Consider the following 23979-nt stretch of genomic DNA (forward strand, 5'->3'; position numbering starts at 1 on the left):
GGTTGTGGGCCGTGGGAGTGCCTACCCCTCGCCGCCCGCGGGATAGGCGAACCGGGTCAGCAGGTCGGTCAGCTGCTCGGGCTCGCCGGGCGCCAGGTCGGCGACCAGGCTCTCGGCCAGCGGCGCCGCCCCCGCATGGGCCGCGTCGAAGAGCTCGATGCCCTGAGGCGTGATCTCCACCGCCCGCACCCGCCGGTCCCCCGGAACGGACTTGCGTACGGCCAGGCCCTTGCGCTCCAGGTCGTCGACGACCCGCATGATCCCCGCCTTGTCCGTCCCCGTCGCCGCCGCCAGGTCGCGCTGCACCGTGGGTCCGCGGTCGACCAGCGCGATCAGCACGGCGAAATGCCGCAACTCGATGCCGAGCGGCCGAAGCGCCTCCGACATCACCGCGGCCGCCCGCCAGTGCGCCTGCCGCAGCAGCAGACCGAGAGCGAAGGGTGAGGTGTCCCCGGGGCCGTCGGTCGCGCGCGAGGTGGTTGTGGCGGCGGGCTGCGAGGCGCTGGTGGTGACGGGGTGGGGAGCGTCGGCGGTCATGGCGGCATGTTACCGCTGTTAATCCGATCGATACGGTCTCGATTGAAACGGTATGCGGCCGGGGGGGGGGGGGGGGGGGGGGGGGTGCCCCCCCCCCCCCCCACCACCCCCCCCCCCCCCCCCCACCCCCAACAGGAAGAAGGAGGAGGAGGGGGAGGGGGGGGGGGGGGGGGGGGGGTGGGTTGGGGGGGGGGGGGGGGGGGTTTGGGGGGGGGGGGGGGGGGGGGGGGGGGGGGGGGGGGTTTTCCCCCCCCCCGCTCCCCGCGCGAGAATGCGCCAAAATTGCTGACAATTTTGTGGGCGATTCGTTCGGTATGGCGGTGGACCAGGCAGGACGTGGTGTTGGGGGGTGGTGGCCGGTTCCCTGTGCTGTGGCCGGAGGGGCACAGGAAGTCTTAAGAAATCGCTGCTGCACTGGGGTCCGTCGGCACCCAACCGGGCGTTGGCAAACGGTTGTTGACCGTATGGGCCGTGCAGACAGGAGACGGAAGTGCAGCGTAGAGCAGTGGTCATGGGACTCACGGCGGCCGCGGCGGTGCCGACGGTCGGCTTCGCCTCCGGGGCACGGGCCGCGCAGGCCACTCAGGCAACTCGGGCCGGGAGCGGGACCTCAGCGGCACCCTCGGTGGCCTCGGCCGCCGCGAGCCGCTCCTCCCTGGCCTTCGACCCCGACGCCTACACCGAGTCGACCCTCACCATCAAGGACACCGACGGCGTCGCCCATGAGGTCGTCTACCGATTCCACAAGGTCGCCTCGTACGTGGCGAAGCCGGTCGACGCGGCGTACCAGTCCCTGAACGTCAGCGTCCCGGTGCGGATCGACGGAACGGCCGTCGACGCCACCGACGCGCCGATCCTCCTCGCCAACGCCATCGGCGGTTACATGCCGTCGTCCGTGGCGAAGAACACCGGGATCGTCCCGTCCGGGATGGGCGGCGGGACCAGCCGCCAGGCGCTCGCGCTCGCCGCCGGGTACGTCGTCGTGGAGCCGGGCGCCCGCGGCCGTACCCTCGTCGACGCCACCGGGACGTACTACGGCACAGCACCGGCCGCCATCGTGGACCTGAAGGCCGCCGTGCGGTACCTGAAGTCCAACGAGGGCCGCGTCCCGGGCAACGTGCACCGGATCGTCTCCTCCGGTGTCAGTGCCGGCGGGGCCCTGTCCTCGCTGCTCGGCGCGTCCGGTGACAGCCCGCGCTACGACCCGTATCTGAAGGCGATCGGCGCGGCCGACGCGAGCGACGCGATCTTCGCCGTCGGCGCCTGGTGCCCGATCACCGACCTCGAACACTCCGACATGGCGTACGAGTGGTGCTGGGGCGACAACCCGCTGGGCAGCGGCGCACAGGTCGACCAGACCATTTCCCGGGAGCTCAAGGCCGCGTACGGCGACCACCTGGCCTCACTCGGGCTGCGGGCGAAGGGCTTCGGCAGGCTCACCGCGCGCAACCTAGACGAGTACCTGCTGAAGACCCATCTGGAGCCGTCGGCCACCCGATACCTCGCCGCCCTGCCGGACGCGGACCGTGCCGCCTACCTGGCCGCGAACACGTTCATCACGTGGTCCGGCGGCCGGGCGGCCTTCTCCTGGGCCGACTTCCTCACCCACGTGGGCGCCCGGAAGAAGAACGCGCCGTCGTTCGACGGCTTCGACCTGGCCACCCCCGAGAACAACCTGTTCGGCACGGGGACCACGAAGGCCCGCCACTTCACGCTCTACAGCCTGCGTCACGCCGGCGGCGACAGCGCCCGTCTCGACGTCGACATCCCCGCGAAGCTCGACCTGATGAACCCGATGCACCACCTCGTCGAGGACCTCAACCGGAACCGGTCCAAGCACTGGTGGATACGCCTCGGCACCAAGGACAGCGACACCTCGCTCTCGGTCGCGGGCAACCTCTCCGCCCGCCTGACGAGCCTGGGCGACGACGCCGACACCGCGTACTACTGGGACGCCGGCCACGGCGCCGACCAGGACCCGGGCGACTTCATCAAGTGGATCGCCGAGGTGTCGGGCTGGAGCGGAGGGACCGGCTGAGAACAGGGGTGTCGGGCTAGAGGTTCCCCATCGGCTCGATGTCGATCTTCACCGGGGTGCCCCAGATCCGCAGCACCTCGTAGTCGGTGAACTCGTGCACCAGTCGGTAGGCCATGCTCGGGCGGGGGCCCCGGCGCTGGGCGGCGAGATACAGCTCCGCCTCCTGCTTGTCGCGGCGGGGTGTGCCGCAGAGCTGCCAGGCCTGGCCCGTCCACAGCTCGGGGAGCCAGCGCTGCTGGGGCTGGGGCCGGTCGCCCCGGACGCCGTAACGCGACTTCGTGCGCTCCACGAGCTCGTCCGGGGCGGTCGGACGGCCCTGCGGGAACGAGTCGTTGACCTTCGAACGGCGGGCGAGGCGGCGACGGGTCTCGCAGAGCAGGCACAGGTCCGGGGCGTCCTGGTCGACCGGGCCCGTGGGGTGCTCCGGGCAGCGCGTGGTCGGGGCCGCCGTCGTCACGGTCTCCTCCAGCAGGTCCAGCGCCCGCTTGAGGTCGGCCTTCACCTCATGCAGTTTCGCGTCCTGCGTATCGGAGGACAGGGCGTCCCCGTGCTCGCCGAGCACCCGCAGGGCGCGGCCCAGAGCGGTCAGTTGCGCGTGGTTCACGGTTTGGCGTCCCTTCCTTTTGGCTCCTCCACCCTCGCATGTCCCACTGACAGTCCGGGGAGAGCCAAAAGACTAAAGACGGGGTGCCGCTGCCAGCGCCGCGCGCAGGTGGCCGTCGCTTTCCTCCAGGAGGTGGGCCGCCGTGGGGCCGTCCACGTTGCCCAGGATGGTGAGGATGGCGTTCTTGACCTCGCCGTCCGTTGCGGCGAGGGCTGTCTCGATCTCCTCGTCGGAGGCGCCGGTGGCGAGCGCGACGATACGGCGGGAGCGGGCGCGCAGCTTCTCGTTCGAGGCCCGTACGTCGACCATCAGGTTCCCGTACGTCTTGCCCAGGCGGATCATCGTGATCGTCGAGAGCATGTTGAGGACGAGTTTCTGGGCCGTGCCCGCCTTCAGGCGGGTGGAGCCGGTCAGCAGCTCGGGCCCCACGACCACCTCGATGCCGTGGTCGGCCGCCGCCGCCAGGGCGCTGTCCGCGTTGCAGGACAGGCCGACCGTGAGGGCACCGAGCGCCCGCGCGTGCTCCACCGCCCCGATCGCGTACGGGGTGCGGCCCGAGGCCGAGACGCCCACGACCACGTCGTCCGCCGTGAGGTCCAGGGCGGAGAGGTCCTCCACGGCCAGCTCCGCCGAGTCCTCCGCGCCCTCGATCGACGTCGTCATCGCCGCCGGGCCGCCCGCGACCAGGCCGACGACCTCGGAGGGGTCGGTGTTGAAGGTGGGCGGACACTCGGACGCGTCCAGCACCCCGAGCCGGCCGGCCGTGCCCGCGCCCGCGTAGACGAGCCGCCCGCCCCGCCCCATCCGCTCCGCGATGGCGTCGATCGCCGCCGCGATGCCCGGCAGCTGCGCGGCGACCGCGCCCGGCACGGTCGCGTCCTCCCCGTTCATGAGCTTCGCGATGTCCAGCGTGGGCAACTGATCGATCTCGGACAACTCGGGCCGAAAGGCCTCAGTGGTCAGACTCTCCAACTCGGCCCGCACATCGCGGTGGTCGGAGGGCGAGGAGTGGGAGGAGCGCGAGGAATGAGAGGGGGCGTCGGTGGCATCGGCGCTGGAGGTCATGTACGACGGCTCTTTCTGGTACTGGGCGTTCTGGTGCTGGGCTGTCCGGTCCGGGCTTTCGGCGGCTGGACTTTCCGGTGCCGGGGACGTGTACCTGCCTTCTTTCAGGGGCGCGGGGCTGTGTACCTATGCGACCTGCCGCGTGGGCGCAACCAGCGCCCACGCACCCGCAGCTACCCACCGGCCTCAAACCGCGGCTAGCGCGACCCGCTCCGGTGACGGTGCGCCAACGCCTCGTACGACGCCGACAACGCAGGCGCCGCAGTCTCATACGTCCGCTGCGCGACCCCGATGAACAGGCAGTCCACCACCAGCAGCTGACTCGTCCGCGAGGACATCGCCGCGGGCCGCAGCTCGCTCTCCCGGGCCGTGGACGTGGTGAGGATGTGGTCCGCGTACTGGGTGACGGGACCGTCCGGGCGCCCGGTGATCGCGACCGTCGTGGCCCCGTGTTCGAACGCGACCCGCAACGGCTCGATGACATCGCCCGTCGACCCGGAGTGCGTGATCGAGATCGCCACGTCCTTGGCCCGCAGTTGCACGGCGTTGGTCACCGCGAGGTGCGGGTCGCTGTGCGCCTGCGCTATGAGACCGATCCGCAGGAGCTTCTGGGTCAGGTCCTGCGCGACGAGGCCGGATGCCCCGACGCCGTACACGTCGATACGGCGGGCGGCCGCGAGGGCGCCGACCGCCGCGCCGAGCTGGACCGTGTCCAGGCCGGCCGCCGTGTCGGCGAGCGTCTGCTGTTCGTCGTACGCGAGCTTGGCGACCACGTCCGCGATCGGGTCGTCGACCGCGATGTCGGCCGTCACGGCGGGGGCCCGGCCCGACTGCTGCTGGGCGGCGAGTCCGGCGAGGGCCAGCCGCAGGTCGCGGTAGCCGGGGTAGCCGAGGAGACGGGCCGTGCGGACGACCGTCGCCTCGCTGGTGCCGGTCAGTTCCGCGAGGCCGGTGACCGTGAGGGCCGCGCAGCCGGCGGGGTCGGCGGCCACGGCCTCGGCGACGCGCTGCATGGAGCGGGTCATCGACGGGGCGAGTGTGCGGACCTTGGCGGCGAGGGCCGCGGGGGCCGGCGGGGTTTCGCCCGCGAAAATTTCCTTCACTTCGTGGGTCACGTATGAAAGATATTTTCGGCACGGGGGAGGGTCAAGGGGGTGGGTCCTGCGTCTGCGGGCCGACGGGGGCTCCCGCCCACGCGGCGGCGCCGCACATGTATACAGCCCCGCGCCCCTTACGGGCCCGGCACCGCGCTGCCCGGGTGGCGCACAATGGACGTATGGATTCTCCGCCCTCCCCCCATCCCATCAGCCCCTTGGAGCAGGCGTTGCACGCGGCGCGGGCGCTCGTGCTTGCCGATCTTGCCGCGGGTGAGGTTGCCGAGCCGGACGTCGTCTCGTTCGTCGAGGAGTCGGTGGTGCAGCGGCGCTGGTGGGTGGAGCAGTGGCCGGACGGGGTCGACTACGTGGCGGGGCTCGTCGCCCAGGACGTACAGGACGCGCTTCTTGAGCGGTACGGGCGCTGGCCGCTGTGTCCCGTCTGCGGTACCGGTGACCCCCACGCCCTGGAAGTGGAGCCGGAGCTGGGGCCCGACCCGCACTGGGTGTGCCACAAGGCGGGAGTGAAGGTCTCGGCGGTGGGCGCGCTCAAGGCGGCCGGCGCGGGCCCAGGCGGCGGGACCGGCGGGGGGACGCTCTCCTCGTGACCGTCTACATCGACCCGCCCGACTGGCCGGGGCACGGCCGCATGTGGTCCCACCTCGTCAGCGACGTCTCGTACGACGAACTGCACGACTTCGCCCGCCGGCTGGGCGCCCCCGCCCGGGCCTTCGAGCGTGATCACTATGACATCCCCTCGCACCGGTACGAGGACGCGGTGGCGGCCGGAGCGGTGGAGGTTCGCAGCCGTGAGGTGGTGCGGCTGCTGCTCGCATCCGGGCTGCGCAGGCCCAAGGGCCGTGCCGTGCCCGGGAGTTGACGGGCGCGACAACACTCAGCATCGGCCGCGCAGCCATCACTCGCGCAGCGATCAGCCCCTCAGCTCGTACGCGTACTGCTCCCCGTCCCCGTCCCTGCCCTCCCCGCTCACCCGGGTGAAGCCCGCGCGGGACAGCACGCTCTGGGAGGGGGCGTTGACGCGGTCCACCGTCGCGAACAGGGACGTGACGTCGTCGCGGGAGAGGGCCCAGGCGGACAGGGCGCGCAGGGCCTCGGCGGCGTAGCCGTTGCCGCGGGCGGACTCGGCCAGGTCGTAGCCGACCTCGGCGCGGCCGTCCTCGTCCGGGGTGCCGTGTAAGCCCATGCCGCCGACCGCGCGGCCGTCCTCGCGGCGTACCAGGACGAACAGGCCGAACTCCGGGCGGTGCACACCGGCCTCGTACGCCTTCGTCACCATGCCGGCGGCGTCCCGCGTGCCCTCGAAGGGGCCGTCCTGCGTCCACTCGAAGCCGCCGGTGCCGCCCGCGCCGAGGTCGGCGGCGGCCGCGGGGGTGACGCCCTGGAGGGTGAGACGTTCGGCGGGGATCACGAGGTTGTTGTTCCAGCGCCAGCCGGTGAGGGGCGCTCGGCCGGGCAGGTCGCCGCGGCCCGTGGCCCACAGGAGCGTGCGCCAGTGGCCGTCGCCGGGCGCGGGCCGGACGTGCGGGAAGATCCGGGTGAGCACCGCCTCGCAGAGCGCCGCGGGCGGCTCGTACGGAATGCCCAGGCCCTCGGTGATGTCGTGCGTGTGCGCGAGCACCTCGGTGACGCCCATCGCGGCGAAGCCCTCGCGGTTCGCGCTGCGGAAGGGGTACGGGTGGAAGGCGCGGGCCTCGCGCGGGGCGGTCCGGACGGCGGCCGCGAGCAGGGTGCCGGTCGCCTCGACGACCTGGAGGACGTCCTCGGGGCTCTCGCACTCGTCGAAGGTGATGTCGAACGGTACGTAACGGTCGGTGGGGAGGCCCGCCAGCTGCCCCGCGTACGCGACGCAGTCCGACGCGATGTGCTCCGCCGTCCTACGGCAACTCCAGTCCAGACGGCCCGCCTTGACGCTCCAGTCCCGGTCGGCCACCTGCCGCAGTGTCGCCACCGCGTCCGCCACCGCCTCTTCCACCTGATCCCCGCCCATGTCCAGCATGCCGGTGAGAATAGGTGATCAGTTCGCCGAACGAGACTGATTAATCGGCTCGTTGGGGGCTGGGGCTGTGGCTCCGGCGATGACCACCCGCGAGGCCGCCGTACGCCGGTGCAGGCGCAGCGAGGCCGCCGTCACCGCGCCCGCCGTGACCGTCAGGGCCGCGCCCGCCCAGGCCGGGGAGGCGAAGCCGAGGCCCGCGTCGATGACGGCACCGCCGATCCAGGGGCCGCCGGTGTTGCCGAGGTTGAACGCGGCCGTGGTGGTGGCACCGGCCAGGGTCGGGGCCTTGCCCGCGACGTTGAACATCCGGGCGTTCAGGGCCGGGGCCGTGTAGAAGGCGGAGACGCCGAGGAGGAAGGCGAGGGTGACGGCGGCGACGGCGTACTGGCCGAGCAGTGCCAGCGCGACCAGCAGCACGGACGAGGCCGCGATACCGGAGAGCAGCACCCCGAAGAGGTGCGCGTCGGCGATCCGGCCCCCGATCACCGTGCCGATCAGCGCCCCGACGCCGAACAGCCCGAGCACCACGGGCACCCAGCTGTCGTCGAGCCCGGAGACGTCGGTGAGCAGCGGCGCGAGATAGCTGAACGCGCAGAAGACACCGCCCGCGGCGAACGCGATCAGCGAGATGGACAGCCAGACCTGCCGGTCGCGGTAGATCCGCAGCTCCCGCCTGAGCTGCGGCTTCTCGTCGGGGAGCGGGATACGGGGGATGAGCGTGGCCACTCCGACCAGGGCGACCGCGGAGGCCGCGCCGACCGCCCAGAACGCCGACCGCCAGCCGAGGCTCCCGCCCAGGAAGGCGCCCGCCGGGACACCGAGGACGTTCGCGATGGACAGGCCGCCGATCATCACGGCGAGGGCGCGGGCCCTGGCGTTCACCGGGACCATGGCGATGGCCACGGCCGCGCCGACCGCCCAGAACCCGGCGCACGCCAGCGCGCTCACGACACGGGACGCGAAGAGCACGGCGTAGTTCGGGGCGAGGGCGCCCGCGATCTGGCCCACTCCGAAGACCGCGATGAGCGAGATCAGGGTCGTACGGCGGGGCAGCCGGAGCGTCGCCACGGCCAGCAGCGGCGCGCCCACCACCATGCCGACGGCGAAGGCGGATATCAGGAGCCCCGCGCGCGGAATCGACACGTTCATGTCGTCCGCGACGGCCGGCAGCAGCCCGGAGAGCATGAACTCACTGGTGCCCAGCGCGAAGACGGAGAGCCCGAGGACGTAGACGGCCAGGGGCATACGGGTGCGGGTGGTGGTGCGGGTGGGCGTGGCTGAGCCGGCGCTCGTGGGGACGGGCATATCAGGTGCCAACCTCATGGATGGGCCTGTCATTCCATCGGCTGCTGTTCAGCCCGTCAACAGGCCGAGCTCCGACTCCAGGTTCCGGCGTGCCGGACCCTCCCATTCCCTTGTCCCGTACGGGGTGTGGAAGAGGCGCGGCAGTTCCAGGAGCTGCCGCAGGATCGCCGCGCGGCCCTCGCGGAAGGCCTCCGGCGGGACGAAGGCGTACTCCTCGCGCACGGCGGCCGTGTAGGCGACGTACGCGGCCGGGGGCGCCGCCAGAATGGCGAGGTCGGCGTCGCAGAGGACCTGGCCGTTGGGGTCGTCGTCGCCCGGGGCGTGCGTGACGGTGAGGCGGACGAGACGGGCGACCTCCGCCGTCCCGGCCGCCGGGACACCGGCTTCGGCAAGCGCGCGCTCGGCGAGCCGGGCCGACCGCTCCTCGTTCTCGGAACGGTCGGGGAGGTAGACCGCGTCGTGGAACCACGCGGCCAGCCGGACCAGATCGGCGTCGTCCGCGTACTTCCCGTGCGCCTCCAGTACGTCGATGTGGTCCAGGACCGCCGTCAGATGCTCGACCGTGTGATACCGCCGCTGCGGCTCCGACCAGCGGGAGATGAGGTTGTCGGCGTAGGGGGCGGGGTCCGTCCGGGCGTCGGCGTCACGGGCCCCTTCCAGGGCGAGGAACCAGCGGCTGCGCAGGGAGTCGAGGTCGGCCATGGGCCTCATTCTCCACCGCGCCTGGTAAGGGGCGCGGGGCTGCATCAATTTTGCGGCTCCGCCGCGTGGGCACGACCAGCCACAACGGACCCGCAGACCCATGACCGCCCCGCAGCGGAGCATCTAGCGTGTCTGCATGACTGCCACAGACACGCACCCCGTACGCGACCCGGAACTGCCCGCCCGCCTGCTTGCCGCGGAACGGGACGTCCTGATCCCCCTCCTGCGAGGGCGGCCCGAGCAGGACTTCGAGGTCAGGACCTGCTGTCCGGGCTGGACCGTGCGACACGTCCTCGCGCACTGCTCGGCCGCGTTGTCGCGGGTCGTGGAGAGCCGCTACGAGGAGGGGGTGTTCAGCCCCGAGGCGAACGACCGGGACATCGCCGAGCGGTCCGGCCGGTCCCTCGCGGAGATCGTCGACGAGCTGGAGCGCGGCATGACCGACGCGGGCCCCGTGATCGCCAAGGCCGGCGGTGCGCTGGACGGGGTCGGACTCGGCGAGTGGGTGCACGCGGGAGACGTACGGGAGGCCTGGGGCGAGCCCGGAGCGTACGCGGGTGCCCAAGTGGGGCCCGCGCTCGACCTGTTGGCGTGGATCACCCGCGACCGGGGGCGGCCGGCCCTGCACGCCGACCTCGACGACCTGGACGAGCCGCTGCTGCTCGGCGCACCTTCGGGCGACCGGCCGCCGGCCCGTTACATCGGCGACGCGGCCACCCTCGTACGGCTGCACGCGGGGCGCCCGCTGACCGGGACGCGTTACGAGCTGGCGGGGGCGACCGAGGCGGAGCTCAATCTGTTCGGCTGAGCCCCGGCGGCGGCCCCGGGCTCCGGCCCGGCCGAGCGGGCCCGGTCCGTCGGTCCTCGGCGTCGAGCGCGTAGGCTGACTATTGGACTAGACCTGTAGCCGCCCGAGGGAAGAGGTCCTATGAGTGAGCGTGCAGTCCTGGAGGTGATCGCCCTCGGTGTCGAGGACGCGGTCGCCGCCGAGGCCGGAGGCGCGGATCGACTGGAGCTGGTCACCGACATGGCCGCCGACGGGCTGACCCCGCCGGTCGCGACCTTCGCGGAGATCAGGGCCGCCGTCGGCATCTCGCTGCGAGTGATGCTGCGCCTGGCCGACGGTTTCGAGGCCGGGGACGTACGAGAACTCCGGCGGGCGGCCCGGGAGCTGCGGGCCGCCGGGGCGGACGAGTTCGTGCTCGGGTTCCTGGACGAGACCAGGGACCCGGACCTGCCCGCGCTGGAGGCGGTGCTCGCCGAGCTGGACGGCTGCCGCTGGACGTTCCACCGGGCGATCGACCGCGCGGCCGACCGCGACGCGCTGCGCAAGAGCCTCGCCGACCTGCCCGGTCTGGACGCGTACCTCACGGCGGGGTCCGCGGCGGGTGTGGACGAGGGTCTGGCCACGCTCCTCGCGGAGGCGGCCCGCCGCGGCGAACCGGGGTACGAGCCGCGGCTCCTCGTCGGCGGTGCCCTGCGCCTCGACCACGTACCGCGGCTGCGGGCCGTCGGCGTCGACGCCTTCCACATCGGGGGAGCGGCCCGGCCCGGCGGCTGGAACGTGCCGGTCTCGGCGGAGGCGGTACGGGAGTGGCGGACGGCGCTGGACGCGTAAGCGCTCTGCGCTCCGCTGGGGTGCGGATATTCGTCTGCGGGTGCGTGGGGGCCGGTCGCGCAGTTCCCCGCGCCCCTTTCGGGGCGCTTCCGGACCGGAGTCGTCAGTGTTCCGACAGTTGGGGCGGAAGCGGCGCCGCGTGTGTGACGATCAGGCCCGAGACCGCTCGGGTCAGGGACACGTACAGGCGGCGCAGGCCGGTGCGTTCGTCCGGTTCGCCGTCGACTACGGCCCGGGGCTCGTCCAGGACCACGTAGTCGTACTCCAAGCCCTTGGCGAGCGAGGCCGGGACCAGGGTGAGGCGGGTGGTGAGGGTCGTCTCCTCGCCGGGGCCCAGGTAGGGGAGCCCGGCCGCCGTCAGGGCCTCGGCCAGCAGCGGTACGCGCGCGTCGGCCGCGATCAGGCCGACCGAGCCCTCGTTGCGCAGCAACTCCTCGCAGGCGGCGACCACTTCGGTGTCCGCGGTGTTTGCGGTGGCCGGGCGGACCTCGAAGAAGCCGGGGTTCTCGCGGACCGACGCCACCGGGGTCAGGCCGGGCGCGATGTGGGGGAGGAGCCGGGACGCGTACGTGATGACGTCCGTCGGCACACGGAAACCGGCCGTCAGCTCCTCGACGACCGCATCCCCCTTGCCCAGGTGGGTCAGCGCCTCCTCCCAACTCCGGGTCGCCCAGGGCGTCGTGCCCTGTGCCAGGTCCCCGAGCACGGTCGCCGAACCGGTCGTGCAGCGCCGCCCCACCGCCCGGTACTGCATGGGAGAGAGGTCCTGCGCCTCGTCGAGCACCACATGCCCGAGGGAGTGCGTGCGCTGTACGAGATCGGTGGCCTCGTCGATCAACACGGCGTCCGCGGCGGCCCACTTGGCGGACTTGACCGACCGTACGGGCCTGGCCCACAGGATCGTCTTCTGCTCGTCCTCGGTGAGGATGCCCTCGGCGTGGGTGGCCAGGAAGTCGGCGTCGGAGAGCAGGCGCAGCACGAGCTTCGCGGGGTCGACCGGCGGCCAGACCTCCTTCACCGCCGCCTTCACCGCGGTGTTGCGGGCCACGGCGTCCTGCACCCGGTCGTCCGGGGCCTCGCCCGACCGCTCCATCTGCACCAGCACGGCGTGCGCGATGCGCTGCGGAAGGGCCTCGCGGGCGGCGCCGTACCGGATGTCCCGGTCGAGCAACTCACGGACGATGACTTCGAGTTCGTACGCCGGAACGCGCCAGCGCCGTGAGCCGCGGACCACCATGACCGGCTCGGTGGGCATGGTCACGTGCGAGCGGACGGCCCGGCGCAGCACCTCGGCCATCCGTGCGTCGCCCTTGACGACCGCGGCCGCCGCCTCGTCCCTGCCCCGCACCTCCACATGCGCGACCAGATTGTCGACCGTGGCCTGCTTGACCTCCAACTCGCCCAGTGCGGGCAGCACCTGCTCGATGTAGTGGAGGAAGGACGCGTTCGGCCCGATGACCAGGGTGCCGGTGCGGGCGAGCCGGTCGCGGTGGGCGTAGAGGAGGTAGGCGACCCGGTGCAGGCCGACCGCCGTCTTCCCGGTGCCCGGACCGCCCTGGACGCAGACCGTGCCGCCGAGACCGGACCGTACGATCTCGTCCTGCTCGGGCTGGATCGTCGCCACGATGTCGCGCATCGGGCCGACGCGCGGGCGCTCGATCTCCTGCTGGAGCAGTTTGCTGGTGGTGGCGTCCCCCGATGAATCAGCCGGGTCGGAGAGGTGCTCGTCCTCGTACGCGGTGAGGTCGCCGCCCGTGTACCCGAAGCGGCGGCGCAGCGCGATGTCCAGCGGGTTCTTCTTGGAGGCCCGGTAGAAGGGCTGGGACACCGGGGCACGCCAGTCGATCACCATCGGGTCCCCGTCGGCGTCGTGCACGTGCCGGCGCCCGATGTAGAAGCGCTCGCCCTCCGCGCCCTCGGCCTGGTCGGCACCCGGGGAGTGCAGATAGTCGAGGCGGCCGAAGAAGAGCGGGGTGTGCGAGAGGTCCGCGAGGGCCTTGACCCGCTCGCCGATCTGGCGCGTGAGGACCTCCGCGTTGACCCAGTTCGCGGTGACGTCCCGGATGTCGAGCGACTCGACGTCCTCGCGCATCGAGCGGAGGGCGGCACGGGAGTGGGTGAGGTGGGCGCGCTCGCGGGAGAGCGGGTCGTCGGACGGATCGGGGACCGACATGGCGGAGTCGGGCGGGGTGGACACGGGTGATGCCTCCGGGGCCTGGAGCCTGCTGCGTGGGTGTGCCTCATCGCCGTATGGCGGGGCTGTCGCCGTATGGCCGGGCTGTGTGCCGACCGGTTTCCGTCCGGTCGGCGGCACTCCGCGAGGGAGGCGGGCAAGAGCGGAGATCCTAGGCGAGAGGGAGTGGCGGGGGCCAACCATTTTCGCGGCGGCCGAGCCCGGATCCGTACGACCGAGCCCCGGATCCGGCGACCGAGCCCCCCGATCCGTACGACCGGCCGCGTACGACACCCGCGTCCCCTAGGGGACGCGGTCCCCCTCCCTACGGGGGAAGGGTCACTCCGGAGTCGTACGCGCGGACGACGGAGGTTCGGTCCGCAGGCCGATGAAAGCGGAGGGCGGAAATTCCACTATGGATACATGAGCGCAGCGACCTTCACCCCAGCCCCTGTCAGTCCCGGACCCCCCTCGGGAGCCACCGCCCTCCAGGGCAGCCACCGCCACCGCCTCGGCGACGCCCTCCGCGCCGTCAAGGTCTTCGCGACCGCCACCCTGAGCGTGGTCCTCCTGGGCGAATACGAAGAGGAAGCAGGCGTACGCCGCCGGTAGCGCCCTGAAAGGGGCGCGGGGAACGGCGCAGTCTTTTGGCCTTTAGGGGCGCGAGGAACTGCGATGACCAGCCCCCACCGACCCGCACCCTCCCCCACGAACCTCCTCGCTCAGCTGTCCGCGAGCAACTCGTCCGCATCCACGATGCGATACGCATACCCCTGCTCGGCCAGGAACCGCTGGCGATGCGCCGCGAAGTCCTGATCGATCGTGTCCCGAGCCACCACCGAGTAGAAGTGCGCCTGGTGCCCGTCGGCCTTCGGCCGCAGCACCCGCCCGAGCCGCTGTGCCTCCTCCTGGCGGGACCCGAACGTTCCCGACACCTGGATCGCGACGGTCGCCTCCGGCAGGTCGATCGAGAAGTTCGCCACCTTCGACACCACGAGCACACTGATCTCGCCCTGCCGGAACGCCTCGAAGAGCTTCTCGCGCTGCGCGTTCGACGTCTCACCCTTGATGACCGGCGCGTCCAAGTGCTCGCCCAGCTCGTCGAGTTGGTCGATGTACTGCCCGATGACAAGGATCTGCTGCCCGGCGAACCGCCGCACCAGCGCCTCCGTCACCTTCCGCTTCGTCGCGGTCGTCGCGCAGAAGCGGTACTTCTCCTCCGTCTCGGCGGTCGCGTACGCGAGGCGCTCGGCGTCCGTGAGATTGACGCGGACCTCCACACAGTCCGCGGGCGCGATGTACCCCTGCGCCTCGATCTCCTTCCAGGGAGCGTCAAAACGCTTCGGGCCGATCAGTGAGAACACGTCCGACTCACGGCCGTCCTCCCGCACCAGCGTGGCCGTCAGGCCCAGGCGCCGACGTGCCTGCAGGTCAGCCGTGAACTTGAAGACCGGCGCGGGCAGCAGGTGCACCTCGTCGTAGACGATCAGGCCCCAGTCGCGCGAGTCGAACAGCTCCAGGTGCGGATAGACACCCTTCCGCTTCGTCGTCAGGACCTGGTACGTCGCGATGGTGACCGGGCGGATCTCCTTCCGCGTACCGCTGTACTCCCCGATCTCCTCCTCGGTCAGCGAGGTCCGCTTCACCAGCTCGTGCTTCCACTGCCGGGCGGAGACGGTGTTCGTGACGAGGATGAGCGTGGTGGCCTTGGCCTGGGCCATGGACCCGGCGCCGACCAGCGTCTTTCCGGCGCCACAGGGGAGTACGACCACCCCTGACCCGCCGTGCCAGAAGTTCTCCACCGCCTGCTTCTGGTACGGCCGCAGGGCCCAGCCGTCCTCGGCCAGCTCGATGGGGTGCGCCTCGCCGTCCACGTACCCGGCGAGGTCCTCGGCCGGCCAGCCCAGCCTCAGCAGCGTCTGCTTGATCTGGCCGCGCTCGGAGGGGTGCACGGCGACCGTGTCCGGGTCGATCCGGGCGCCGACCAGCGGAATGACCCGCTTCGAGCGGAGGATCTCCTCCAGCACGGGCCGGTCGGTGGTCGTGAGGACGAGCCCGTGCGCCGGGTCCTTGCTCAGCGTCAGGCGTCCGTAGCGGTCCATCGTCTCGGCGATGTCGACCAGCAGCGCGTGCGGCACCGGATAACGGCTGTACTGCACGAGCGCGTCGACGACCTGCTCGGCGTCGTGACCGGCCGCCCGCGCGTTCCACAGCCCGAGCGGCGTCAGCCGGTAGGTGTGGATGTGCTCCGGCGCCCGCTCCAGCTCCGCGAAGGGCGCGATGGCACGACGGCACTCGTCCGCCAGCTCGTGGTCGACCTCCAGGAGCAGCGTCTTGTCGGACTGGACGATGAGTGGACCATTCACGCGTGCGTCCCCTTCTGCACAGCTGTGCGGTGTGCACGGCCAAACGTCCAGTGTGCCTGATCGTCCACGCCGCACGCCTCGAACCGGATGACGCCCCGTCCTGTCCTACTGGATGTCTATTCATTCCAATGAGTGGTGGGAATTCAGATTTACGGCCGCGTACCCGAAGAATGGCGGTCCCCGCAGGTCACTGCCCCAGGTCACCGCCCAGGGAGAGCCACCGTTGTCCGGACCCGGTCACAGCCACGTCCATGCCCCACCGCACGCGCCCCCGCCGGCTTCGCCGACTGTTGCGCTGCCCGTCGTCTCCCAGCCGTCCACGACGCTCGGGTACGCCCTCTTCGCCACCCGCTGGCTCCAGGCCCCGCTCTACTTCGGGCTGGTGGCCGCGCAGGGCGTGTACGTCTACAAGTTCTTCAACGAGCTGTGGAATTTAATTCTCCGGTGCGTGACCGGGCAGGCGAACGAGACGTACGTCATGCTCGCCGTGCTGAAGCTGGTCGACGTCGTCATGATCGCGAACCTGCTGATCATGGTGATCGTCGGGGGGTACGAGACCTTCGTCTCCCGCATCGGTCTCCAGGGCCACCGTGACCAGCCGGAATGGCTCTCGCACGTCAACTCCAACGTCCTGAAGGTGAAGCTCGCCACCGCCATCGTGGGCATCTCCTCCGTCCATCTGCTCCAGATGTTCGTGGACGTGCACCACACCTCGCAGCACTCGCTGCTGTGGGGGACGGTGATCCACATGGCCTTCATCGCCTCGGCGGCGATCCTGGCGTACATGTCGGGGCCGATGGCGGAGCACGGGGACCGCTCGCACAAGGGGCACGGGCACGCGCCGGCGTACGGGCAGGACGGAGCCGGCGGGGGGCACTGCGCCTCGACGGCCGTCCCGGCTGAGGTCTCGACCTCGGCGGCGGCCACGCGGGCCCCGGCCCCGCCCCCGGTCCAGGTCCCGATTCCCGCCCAGGCGACGGGCTCGTACCTGTCCCCGCCCTCGTACGAGAACTCCTCCTCGTACGAGACGGGGGCCGAGACCCGGATCCGTGCCGCCCGTTTTCCCTCCCGGAAGCAGTTGGAGGAGTTCGACGAGGATCATCCGCGGGACTTCGACCGGGAGGTGCTGGCCCGGCTCGGCAAGCTGGACTTCGTCGCCGCGCGGCGGAACGTGGTGTTCGTCGGGCCACCCGGCACCGGCAAGACGCATCTCGCCGTCGCCCTCGGTGTGCGGGCCTGCCAGGCGGGACACCAGGTGCTGTTCGCGACCGCCGCGCAGTGGGCCGCGAGGCTGCGGGAGGCGCGGGCGGCCGGGCGGCTCGCCGAGGAGCTGGCCGCGCTGGACTCCCACCCGCTGCTGATCGTGGACGAGGTCGGATACACCCCGTTCGACGCGGACACCGCCCACCTCTTCTTCCAGCTCGTCGCGCACCGCTACGAGCGGGCCTCGCTGATCGTGACCGGCGACCGCCCGCTCGGCCGCTGGGACGAGATCTTCGGCGGGGCCGCCCCCGCGATGGTCGACCGCCTCGCGCACCACGCGGAGATCGTCCGGCTCGAAGGGGACAGCTACCGGATGCGCCGGGCTACTTCAGCGTGGGCAGAGTGATGTTGTTGACCAGCGGTCCCTCAATGCTGACCCCCTCGGTGACGAGCGGTTCGACGGCGGCGACCGGGATGGGCAGCGGCAGCGCGGGCTGCGCGGCGGCGGCCTGCGGGGCGAGCACGCCGACGAGCGCGGCCGAGGCGAAGAGCGTGGCGGTGGCGGCGGTACGGATCGCGGTACGGGCCGCGGTGCGGGTCCGGAGCGTGGAACGCATGGGGTTTCTGAGGCCTTTCTGACGCTGCTGAGCGGGGGCGGGGGCCCTCGGAGGGGACGGGCCGGACTCGGGATGCCGAGTCCGGCCCGCGGGGCGTACGGGACGTGCGGGGGCGGCCTCAGAGGGTCAGGCCCCCGCCGAGATCGATGCCGATCGCCGCGGCCTGTGACGCGAGTGCGCCGAGCAGCGCGGCGGTACCGATCAGAACGGTGGCGACACGGCGAGCAGTGCGCATGGGACTACCTCCTGGTGGTGTGATCAGGCCGGTGCCTGATCAGGACGTCCAGTGGCTGCCCCGCGACCCGCGCCACGATGCGGGAGGTCCCCGAAGGTCCCTCATGAGTGGGAAGCGTCCGGCGTGGCGTGCATGAACCGCCGTGTACACCCGGACGAGTGAGACGGGGGCGGACCTCCGGCCGGGGGCGGGGCGCGTTTTCCGGCCGGGACGGCTTCGAACCTGCCTCAGATCTGCCTCAGATCTGCCCCGGGCCTGCCTCAGGCCTGCTCGTCCGCCAGTTCCGCGACGCCCGTCACGCGGTGCAGCGGGTACGTGCGGACCTCGTCCGCGGTGTGGTCGTACGCCGTGACGAAGCCGCCCTCCACCTTGATCGGGGCGATGACGCGCTGGCTGGCGGAGCCCTCGGCGTTGACGTACCCGATCCAGAGGGTGTCGCCGGTGAGGACGGCGGCCTGCATGGTGGCGAGGGTCTCGGCGGAGGTGGTGCGCGGGAGCGTGCCGTTGCGACCGGGAGCGGCGGAGGCGGTGGGCTTGTGCGGGGTCGTGGAGGCCAGGTCGCCCGCGCGGATGGCCCGGATCGCGGCGCCCAGCAGGGTGGTGTCGGGGGACGGCGGACCGTCGGGGACCGGCTCGGGCGCCGTGCGCGGGGGCGTGCGGTGGGCGTGCGCGCGGGTGATCAGTACGTCGCCCTCGGCGGACTCGGCGGCCGGTGCGAAGCCCATCGAGCGCAGCCCTTCGAGCAGCGTGGCCGGGTCGGCCTGCGCGGCCAGCACCGTGGGCGCGAGACGGCGCAGGCGCAGCCCCTGGGAGCGCTTGTCGGCGATGATCTCGTTCAGCAGGGCGTCGTCGTCGCAGCGGACGTACGCCGACGCCGAACCGATCCGCAGATGGCCGTGCCTGCGCGCCACGTCGTCGATCAGGTAGGTGAGCGGCTGCGGAACCGGCGTACGGGAGTGCTCGGAGAGAAAGGCGTGCAGGTCCGAGGCCGAGCGGCCCGCGTCCAGGGCCCGGCGGACGGAGCCCGGTGTGAAGCGGTACACCGTCGCCCCGCCCTTCGACTCCACGTCCGCCAGGACGTCCAGCGTGTCCGCCAGCGGGCGTTGCAGCGGGCCGGGGGCCACCGCCGTCAGGTCCGCCTGGAGGAGGACGTGGTCGAGGGGCTCGGGCAGCAGAGGCGCGAGCAGTTTGCCGGCGCGGGCGGCGGCGGAGGCCAGCTCGGCGGACGAGCGGGGTTGCGGAGGGGGCGCGGGGTGGTGCCTGTGGTGGTGGACGGGCAGTTTGTCGCCCGGGCCGGAGTCCGTCTCGGTCCCCGTTCCCGTTCCCGTCCCCGCCTCAGTCCCTGCCCCCGTCTCCGTTCTCGTCCCCGTCTCCGTTCCCGTTCCCGTCCTCGTCTCCGGGGCGGCCGCGCCCGGTTGCGCCCCGATCAGCGCCCGCCCGTGCGCCGACAGCGCCCCCCGCCCGGTGATCCCCAGTGACTCGGCCTCGGACAGCGTCCACCGGGCGAGCCGGGCCCGCAGGTCGTCCGAGGAGGCGGCCCCGCGCAGCGCGCGCTCCCAGTGGAGGCGGGCGACGAGGGAGTCGGGGGACGCGGAGGTGCCCTCGGGGAGCGCGGCGAGGAGTGTCAGGACACGGTGGCGGACCTCGGGGGCGGCCGAGCGGTCGAGGCCCGGGCCCAGCGCCGACAGGGTGCGCTCCTTGGCGTCCCGGCCGCCGATCACGCCCGCCGTGCGGGTGGCGGACAGCCAGGCCGTGGCCAGTCGCGTCCAGCGCGCGGCCGCCGGGAGCTCCAGCCACTCGTCGTACGCCGGGGTCGCCGCGTACCGCTCGTCGGCCTCGCCGTCCGACGCCAACAGGCCTGCCGCATAAGCGAGTTCGACCCAGAACGCGGCGACCGGCTCCGGGACGTCCAGGGCCACGGCGGTGCGCTTGAGGTCCCGTACGCTCAGGCCGCCCGCGCGCAGGACGGTCGGGCCGCCCTCGTCCCAGTCCTTCAGCAGCTCCTCGATGGTCGCGAGCGAGGTGTACGCCTGGCCTGCCGCAGTTGTGTCCACAACCTGTGGACGGTGGGTGGCGGCGGGCTCGACCGCCGGTGGCAGGGGCTCGGTGTCGCGATGGGCGCGGCCCGCCCGGAGATGGAGGGCGACCTCGCGGGGCAGTACGACCGTGCCGGGCGCCGTCGGCAGGAGCAGACCGCGGTCCAGGAGCCAGCGCAGACGCGAGGCGGGATCGGCGGTCACCTGGCCGTAGGGCGGGCCCCAGACCAGCCGGGACAGGACGTCCAGGGAGTCGGGCGGGGCCGCGGCGAGCAGCTCCGCCATCCGGGCGCGGTCGGTGAACAGGGCGGTCAGGGACGCCACCGCCGACACCGCGTCGTGCGTCGTGGGCAGCCCCGCCGCCGTGAGGATCTCCTGGATCCGGCCCGGGGACATGCCCGACGTGGCCTCCGCGACCGTCGGGCCGAGACCCGTCGGGGACGGGTGCTGCGGCGAGGGCGCGAGCAGTTCGCGGGCCGTGCGGACCAGGCGGAGCCGGTCGTCCGGGCCCCACACCAGGGCCTGTTCGCGCAGGGCGGCCAGGGCGTGCGGGAACGCCCCGACGACCGCGGGGTCGTTCTCGTCGCCGGCCAGCAGCGCGAGGAGCGTCTCGCGGTCCGCCGGCTCAGGGGCCACCGCCAGCGCCTCCGCCGTCTGGAGCGTGAACCGGTCCAGGCGCTCCAGGGCGCGGATCACCGAGGCGCGGGTGCCTGCGCGGGTGGCGAGCTGCGTGAGATCGGTGGGGACGGGCGTGATGAGGTCCGGGCGGGCGCGCAGGAGCGCGGCGAGGGAACCGTCGTCCTTCGCGCGGAGCGCCTCCGCGAGGGACCGCGGGGCGACCTGCTTCTCATCGCTGCTCATCCGCTCAACGGTAGCGGGTGGCGGGCCCGCCAGGGGCCGTGTACCAGGGCCCGGAACCCGTGTGCCGGGCGAACGCCGGACGAACGGAACGTTTCCCGGACGGCTGCGAGGCGAACGTCGTCAGGAGGAACACGGCACCCCTGGCGACACTCCACTCCCATCGCTCACTCTGGGCTCCCGGTCAACTGCTCGGCCGGTCAAGGGGATTGGGGGATCCGAGAACGGACCTCGACTTCGACGCGTGTGCGAGCCGACCTGACCCGCGTCCGCGCCCATCCCCCTGCGCTAACGTCGTCCCACGGGGTATTCGACGCACCCGCCCCGGAGGGGACTTCGTGGGTATCGAGAGCGACCAGGTCGTCTACGAGTATCTGAGCCGTGTCGGAGACGTGGCCCAGCAACGGCAGCTGCCGTCGGGCATCCGCATGCGCCTGGTCTCGGAGCTGCGCAACGAGATCGACAGGCGCCGGGCCAAGGCGACCGTCGACAGTCCGGCCGCGGTCCGCCGCATCCTCGAACGGCTCGGCACCCCCGAGTCGGTCGTCGCCGCCGCGAACGCCGACACCGGCGGGGGAGAGGGCCCCGCCGAGCCCCGGGCGGCCGTCCCCACCCAGCGCGCCCAGGAGCCCGAGCCGCGGTCGAAGCGCCTGCGCCGGGTCGTCCCCCGGCCGCGCCCCGCCGAGCCGGACGTCCCCGCGACGGCCGACGCCGCGCCCTCCCCGCCGCACCTCGCGAGCGCGGAGGAACTCGGGTCCGGACAGCCCGACTGGTGGCGGGTGGAGAGCAGCCCGTTCGGGTCGGTGGACAGCGTGCCCGGGTTCACGGGCGGCATCGAGATCCCCGAACTGCTCAAGCCGCCGCCCCGGGAGACGGAGGAGCCGGACCCGAAGCCCGCGGCGCCCGTCGTGCCCGCGGCACCCGTCGAGGCGGCCGAGGCGGATGCGGCGGCCGGGAAGAAGACCCGCCGCCTCGTCCCCCGGCTGCGCCCCGTCGGCGGCGGCTGGACGAACCCCCTGCTGCTGCTCGCCGCGGCCCTGCTGGTCGCAGGCGCCGCCATCGGCAACCTCGTGATGCTCGGCCTCGGCTGGCTCATCGCCTACCTCTCGCGCCGCCTCAGCCCCACCGAGTCGAAGTGGGCCGTCCTCGGCGTCCCCGGCCTGGCCGTCACCGCGGGCATCGTCTGGCTCTGGGGCCGTACGGAAGGCCGCTGGGGCACGCCCATCGCGGACGGCCGGATGAACGACGCGGTCGCCGAGACCTGGCCCTGGGTCCTGCGCGGCGCGGCTATCGCTTCGGCGCTGTACCTGGTGTGGAGGTCCCAGCGCCCGAGGTAGTGGAGTCCCCCTCCGGGGCGCCGCCCTGGGCCGGGACTTCGGGGCTTTCCGGGACCTCCGGGACTTCGGGGCTTTCCGGGACCTCCGGGACTTCGGGGCTTTCCGGGACCTCAGGGACCTCCAGGACCTCCGGGTCGTCCGCGGGGCCGACGGCCTCGGCCCCGCCCGCCGGGCCGGGGACTTCTGCGGTGCCCCCCGGGCCCGGCGCTCCGGCATCGCCCGCCGGGACCAGGGCTTCGGTGCCGCTCGTCGCGCCCGGAGCACCGGCATCGCCGCCCCGCCAGGGCGCCCCCGGCACCACCAGCGGCGACCCCGTCACCGGATCCGGCACGACCACGCACTCCAGCCCGAAGACCTCCCGTACGAGATCGGCCGTGACGATCTCCGACGGCGGCCCGGAGGCGACGATCTGGCCCTCCTTCATGGCGACAAGGTGGTCGGCGTAGCGGGCGGCCTGGTTGAGGTCGTGCAGGACGACCACGACCGTGCGGCCGCGGTCATGGTTCAACTGCCGTACCAGGTCCAGGACTTCCACCTGGTGCGCGATGTCGAGGTAGGTCGTCGGCTCGTCCAGGAGCAGCAGTTCGGTCTCCTGCGCGAGCGCCATCGCGATCCAGACCCGCTGTCGCTGCCCGCCCGACAGCTCGTCCACGGGCCGCTCGGCCAGCGAGGCCACGTCCGTACGCTCCATCGCCTCGGTCACGGCCCGCTCGTCCGCCTCCGACCACTGCTGCCACCAGCTCTGGTGCGGCTGCCGGCCACGCGAGACGAGGTCCGCGACCGTGATCGCCTCGGGGGCGACCGGCGTCTGCGGCAACAGCCCGATCTGCTGGGCGATCCGCTTGGTGGGCAGCTTGGCGAGCGAGGTTCCGTCCAGGAGCACGGCCCCGCCCTTCGGCTTCAGCAGCCGCCCGAGAGCGCGCAAAGTGGTTGATTTGCCGCAGGCGTTGGGCCCGACGACGACCGTCACCCGCCCGTCCGGAATCGCGAGATCCAGCTCGCGTACCACCGTGCGGTCCTCGTACGCGAGCGTCAGCTCACGCGCCGACAGCCTGCTCATGCCCTGCCCCTCTTGCCCTTTGCCATGCTCTGCCTCACGCCTTGACCCCAGAACGGACGGTACGGCTCCGGACGATGAGCCAGATCAGATACGGCGCCCCCACGGCCGCCGTGAACACCCCGACCGGCACCTCGGTCGGCGAGAACAGCTTCCGCCCCAGCAGATCGGCGAGGACGACGATGACGGCACCCAGCAACGCCGAGCACACGAGGGGGATCTGGGCGGTACGGGTCATGCGCCGGGCGATCTGCGGAGCGAGCAGTGCCACGAAGTCGACGGGCCCCGCCGCCCCGGTCGCCACCGAGGCGAGGACGACCCCGAGCACCACGAGCCCCAGCCGCACCCGGTTCAGCCGCACACCGAGCGCCGTCGCCGTGTCGTCGTCCAGGCCGACGGTCCGCTGCGCCCGTGCCGCCCACGCGACGGCCGGTACGAGGACCAGCAGCGTCCAGCCGAGGGGCGCGGCCTCCGCCCAGCCACGGCCGTTCAGCGAGCCCGTCATCCAGATCTGCGCCTGCTGTGCGACCAGATAGTCGCCCTTCGTCATGAAGAGCGTGGTCACCGAGCGCAGCGCGATCGCGAACCCGATCCCGATGAGCACGAACCGCGTCGCCTGCAGCCCGCCGCGCCAGGCGAAGACGTACACGAGCGCGGCGGCCAACAGCCCGCCCGCGACGGACAGATACGGCAGGACCGTGTACGACGTCACCCCGAACGTCATCGCGCCCACTGTCAGCGCGCTCGCGCCCTGACTGATCCCGATGATGTCCGGGCTCGCGAGCGGGTTGCGGGCGACGGTCTGGATCAGCCCGCCCGCGACCCCGAAGGCCGCCCCGACGAGCAGCCCGACCACCAGCCGGGGCGCCCGCAGCGTCCCGACCACCAGCTCGTCCGCCGACGGCCGCCCGGTCAGGACCTTCAGCACCTCACCGGGCGCGACGAAGCTCTCGCCGACGCAGAGGTACGCGAGACAGGTCGCCGCGAGCAGCACGGCGAGGCCCGCGCCCACGGCGACCGCCCGCCGGTGCAGCAGGAAGGTGGCCGGCCGGGCGCGGAGTACGGAGTATCCGGCGGAGGCGGTGGTGGCCCTTCCGTCAGTGGAGGCCTTGGCCGT

General features: G+C 72.6%; 20 protein-coding genes and 1 pseudogene. 8 read left to right on the forward strand and 13 right to left on the reverse strand.

All coding sequences use genetic code 11. From position 1 onward, the window contains the following. Positions 1-21: 21 nt before the first annotated feature. A complete protein-coding gene (locus tag ACZ5VQ_RS19380) occupies positions 22-537 on the reverse strand; it encodes a MarR family winged helix-turn-helix transcriptional regulator (protein ID WP_469105950.1) in 516 nt (171 codons plus the stop codon). Positions 538-1048: 511 nt separating this feature from the next. Between ACZ5VQ_RS19380 and ACZ5VQ_RS19385 the strand changes: the two genes are divergently transcribed. Beyond that, a complete protein-coding gene (locus ACZ5VQ_RS19385) occupies positions 1049-2575 on the forward strand; it encodes a subtype B tannase (protein WP_469106134.1) in 1527 nt (508 codons plus the stop codon). Positions 2576-2591: 16 nt separating this feature from the next. On the opposite strand, the gene ACZ5VQ_RS19390 is transcribed toward ACZ5VQ_RS19385, so the two are convergent. The 3 genes from ACZ5VQ_RS19390 to ACZ5VQ_RS19400 all read right to left on the reverse strand — a co-directional run bounded on the left by ACZ5VQ_RS19390 (position 2592) and on the right by ACZ5VQ_RS19400 (position 5359). Further along, on the reverse strand, positions 2592-3179 hold the full coding sequence (locus tag ACZ5VQ_RS19390; protein ID WP_469105951.1) for a hypothetical protein: 588 nt from the start codon (positions 3177-3179) through the stop codon (positions 2592-2594). A 72-nt stretch (positions 3180-3251) separates the two neighbouring features. After that, the gene (gene murQ / locus ACZ5VQ_RS19395) at positions 3252-4244 is read right to left on the reverse strand and encodes an N-acetylmuramic acid 6-phosphate etherase (RefSeq protein ID WP_469105952.1); all 993 of its coding nucleotides are present in this window, start codon (positions 4242-4244) and stop codon (positions 3252-3254) included. Between the two features lie 197 nt (positions 4245-4441). After that, positions 4442-5359, reverse strand: coding sequence for a MurR/RpiR family transcriptional regulator (locus ACZ5VQ_RS19400; protein WP_469105953.1), 918 nt, complete (start codon positions 5357-5359; stop codon positions 4442-4444). Positions 5360-5520: 161 nt separating this feature from the next. On the opposite strand from ACZ5VQ_RS19400, the gene ACZ5VQ_RS19405 reads away from it, so the two are divergent. Together ACZ5VQ_RS19405 and ACZ5VQ_RS19410 are read left to right on the forward strand one after the other, a co-directional pair. Then, positions 5521-5946, forward strand: coding sequence for a hypothetical protein (locus ACZ5VQ_RS19405; RefSeq protein WP_469105954.1), 426 nt, complete (start codon positions 5521-5523; stop codon positions 5944-5946). Continuing rightward, entirely contained in the window at positions 5943-6218 is a 276-nt protein-coding gene (locus tag ACZ5VQ_RS19410; protein ID WP_055613941.1) for a DUF4031 domain-containing protein, read from the forward strand. Before ACZ5VQ_RS19405 ends, ACZ5VQ_RS19410 begins: the two co-directional genes overlap by 4 nt. 51 nt (positions 6219-6269) lie before the next feature. Here the strand turns inward: ACZ5VQ_RS19410 and ACZ5VQ_RS19415 are convergent, their stop codons facing one another. From ACZ5VQ_RS19415 to ACZ5VQ_RS19425, 3 genes are all read right to left on the reverse strand, one after another. Continuing rightward, positions 6270-7355 (reverse strand): GNAT family N-acetyltransferase, encoded by a 1086-nt coding sequence (locus ACZ5VQ_RS19415; RefSeq protein ID WP_469105955.1) that lies wholly within the window; start codon positions 7353-7355, stop codon positions 6270-6272. An 18-nt stretch (positions 7356-7373) separates the two neighbouring features. Further along, complete coding sequence (locus ACZ5VQ_RS19420; protein ID WP_469106135.1) at positions 7374-8600, reverse strand: Cmx/CmrA family chloramphenicol efflux MFS transporter; 1227 nt, start codon at positions 8598-8600, stop codon at positions 7374-7376. Between the two features lie 108 nt (positions 8601-8708). Then, on the reverse strand, positions 8709-9362 hold the full coding sequence (locus ACZ5VQ_RS19425) for an HD domain-containing protein (RefSeq protein ID WP_469105956.1): 654 nt from the start codon (positions 9360-9362) through the stop codon (positions 8709-8711). A 136-nt stretch (positions 9363-9498) separates the two neighbouring features. Between ACZ5VQ_RS19425 and ACZ5VQ_RS19430 the strand changes: the two genes are divergently transcribed. Both ACZ5VQ_RS19430 and ACZ5VQ_RS19435 read left to right on the forward strand, forming a co-directional pair. Further along, a complete protein-coding gene (locus ACZ5VQ_RS19430) occupies positions 9499-10170 on the forward strand; it encodes a maleylpyruvate isomerase family mycothiol-dependent enzyme (RefSeq protein WP_469105957.1) in 672 nt (223 codons plus the stop codon). 120 nt (positions 10171-10290) lie between these two features. After that, the gene (locus ACZ5VQ_RS19435; RefSeq protein ID WP_469105958.1) at positions 10291-10980 is read left to right on the forward strand and encodes a copper homeostasis protein CutC; all 690 of its coding nucleotides are present in this window, start codon (positions 10291-10293) and stop codon (positions 10978-10980) included. 103 nt (positions 10981-11083) lie between these two features. On the opposite strand, the gene ACZ5VQ_RS19440 is transcribed toward ACZ5VQ_RS19435, so the two are convergent. Then, complete coding sequence (locus tag ACZ5VQ_RS19440; RefSeq protein WP_469106136.1) at positions 11084-13153, reverse strand: HelD family protein; 2070 nt, start codon at positions 13151-13153, stop codon at positions 11084-11086. 423 nt (positions 13154-13576) lie between these two features. On the opposite strand from ACZ5VQ_RS19440, the gene ACZ5VQ_RS19445 reads away from it, so the two are divergent. Further along, positions 13577-13765 (forward strand): hypothetical protein, encoded by a 189-nt coding sequence (locus tag ACZ5VQ_RS19445; RefSeq protein ID WP_200396677.1) that lies wholly within the window; start codon positions 13577-13579, stop codon positions 13763-13765. Between the two features lie 110 nt (positions 13766-13875). Here the strand turns inward: ACZ5VQ_RS19445 and ACZ5VQ_RS19450 are convergent, their stop codons facing one another. Beyond that, a complete protein-coding gene (locus tag ACZ5VQ_RS19450) occupies positions 13876-15519 on the reverse strand; it encodes a DNA repair helicase XPB (protein WP_383940230.1) in 1644 nt (547 codons plus the stop codon). Positions 15520-15742: 223 nt separating this feature from the next. Between ACZ5VQ_RS19450 and istB the strand changes: the two genes are divergently transcribed. Continuing rightward, on the forward strand, positions 15743-17128 hold the full coding sequence (gene istB / locus ACZ5VQ_RS19455; protein ID WP_469105959.1) for an IS21-like element helper ATPase IstB: 1386 nt from the start codon (positions 15743-15745) through the stop codon (positions 17126-17128). On the opposite strand, the gene ACZ5VQ_RS19460 is transcribed toward istB, so the two are convergent. Next, complete coding sequence (locus ACZ5VQ_RS19460) at positions 17106-17339, reverse strand: hypothetical protein (protein ID WP_469105960.1); 234 nt, start codon at positions 17337-17339, stop codon at positions 17106-17108. The genes istB and ACZ5VQ_RS19460 overlap by 23 nt on opposite strands. A 495-nt stretch (positions 17340-17834) precedes the next feature. Then, positions 17835-20471, reverse strand: coding sequence for a helicase-associated domain-containing protein (locus ACZ5VQ_RS19465; protein ID WP_469105961.1), 2637 nt, complete (start codon positions 20469-20471; stop codon positions 17835-17837). A gap of 335 nt (positions 20472-20806) precedes the next feature. On the opposite strand from ACZ5VQ_RS19465, the gene ACZ5VQ_RS19470 reads away from it, so the two are divergent. Next, positions 20807-21805 carry a hypothetical protein gene (locus tag ACZ5VQ_RS19470; RefSeq protein ID WP_469105962.1) on the forward strand — a complete coding sequence of 333 codons (999 nt, stop codon included), beginning with the start codon at positions 20807-20809 and terminating at the stop codon, positions 21803-21805. 262 nt (positions 21806-22067) lie between these two features. On the opposite strand, the pseudogene ACZ5VQ_RS19475 reads toward ACZ5VQ_RS19470, so the two are convergent. Together ACZ5VQ_RS19475 and ACZ5VQ_RS19480 are read right to left on the reverse strand one after the other, a co-directional pair. Continuing rightward, a pseudogene (locus tag ACZ5VQ_RS19475) lies at positions 22068-22865 on the reverse strand (ABC transporter ATP-binding protein); the annotation flags it as partial. A 34-nt stretch (positions 22866-22899) separates the two neighbouring features. Next, a complete protein-coding gene (locus ACZ5VQ_RS19480) occupies positions 22900-23898 on the reverse strand; it encodes a FecCD family ABC transporter permease (RefSeq protein ID WP_469106137.1) in 999 nt (332 codons plus the stop codon). Positions 23899-23979 lie beyond the last annotated feature (81 nt).

Source organism: Streptomyces sp. NPDC033178 (assembly GCF_055577685.1).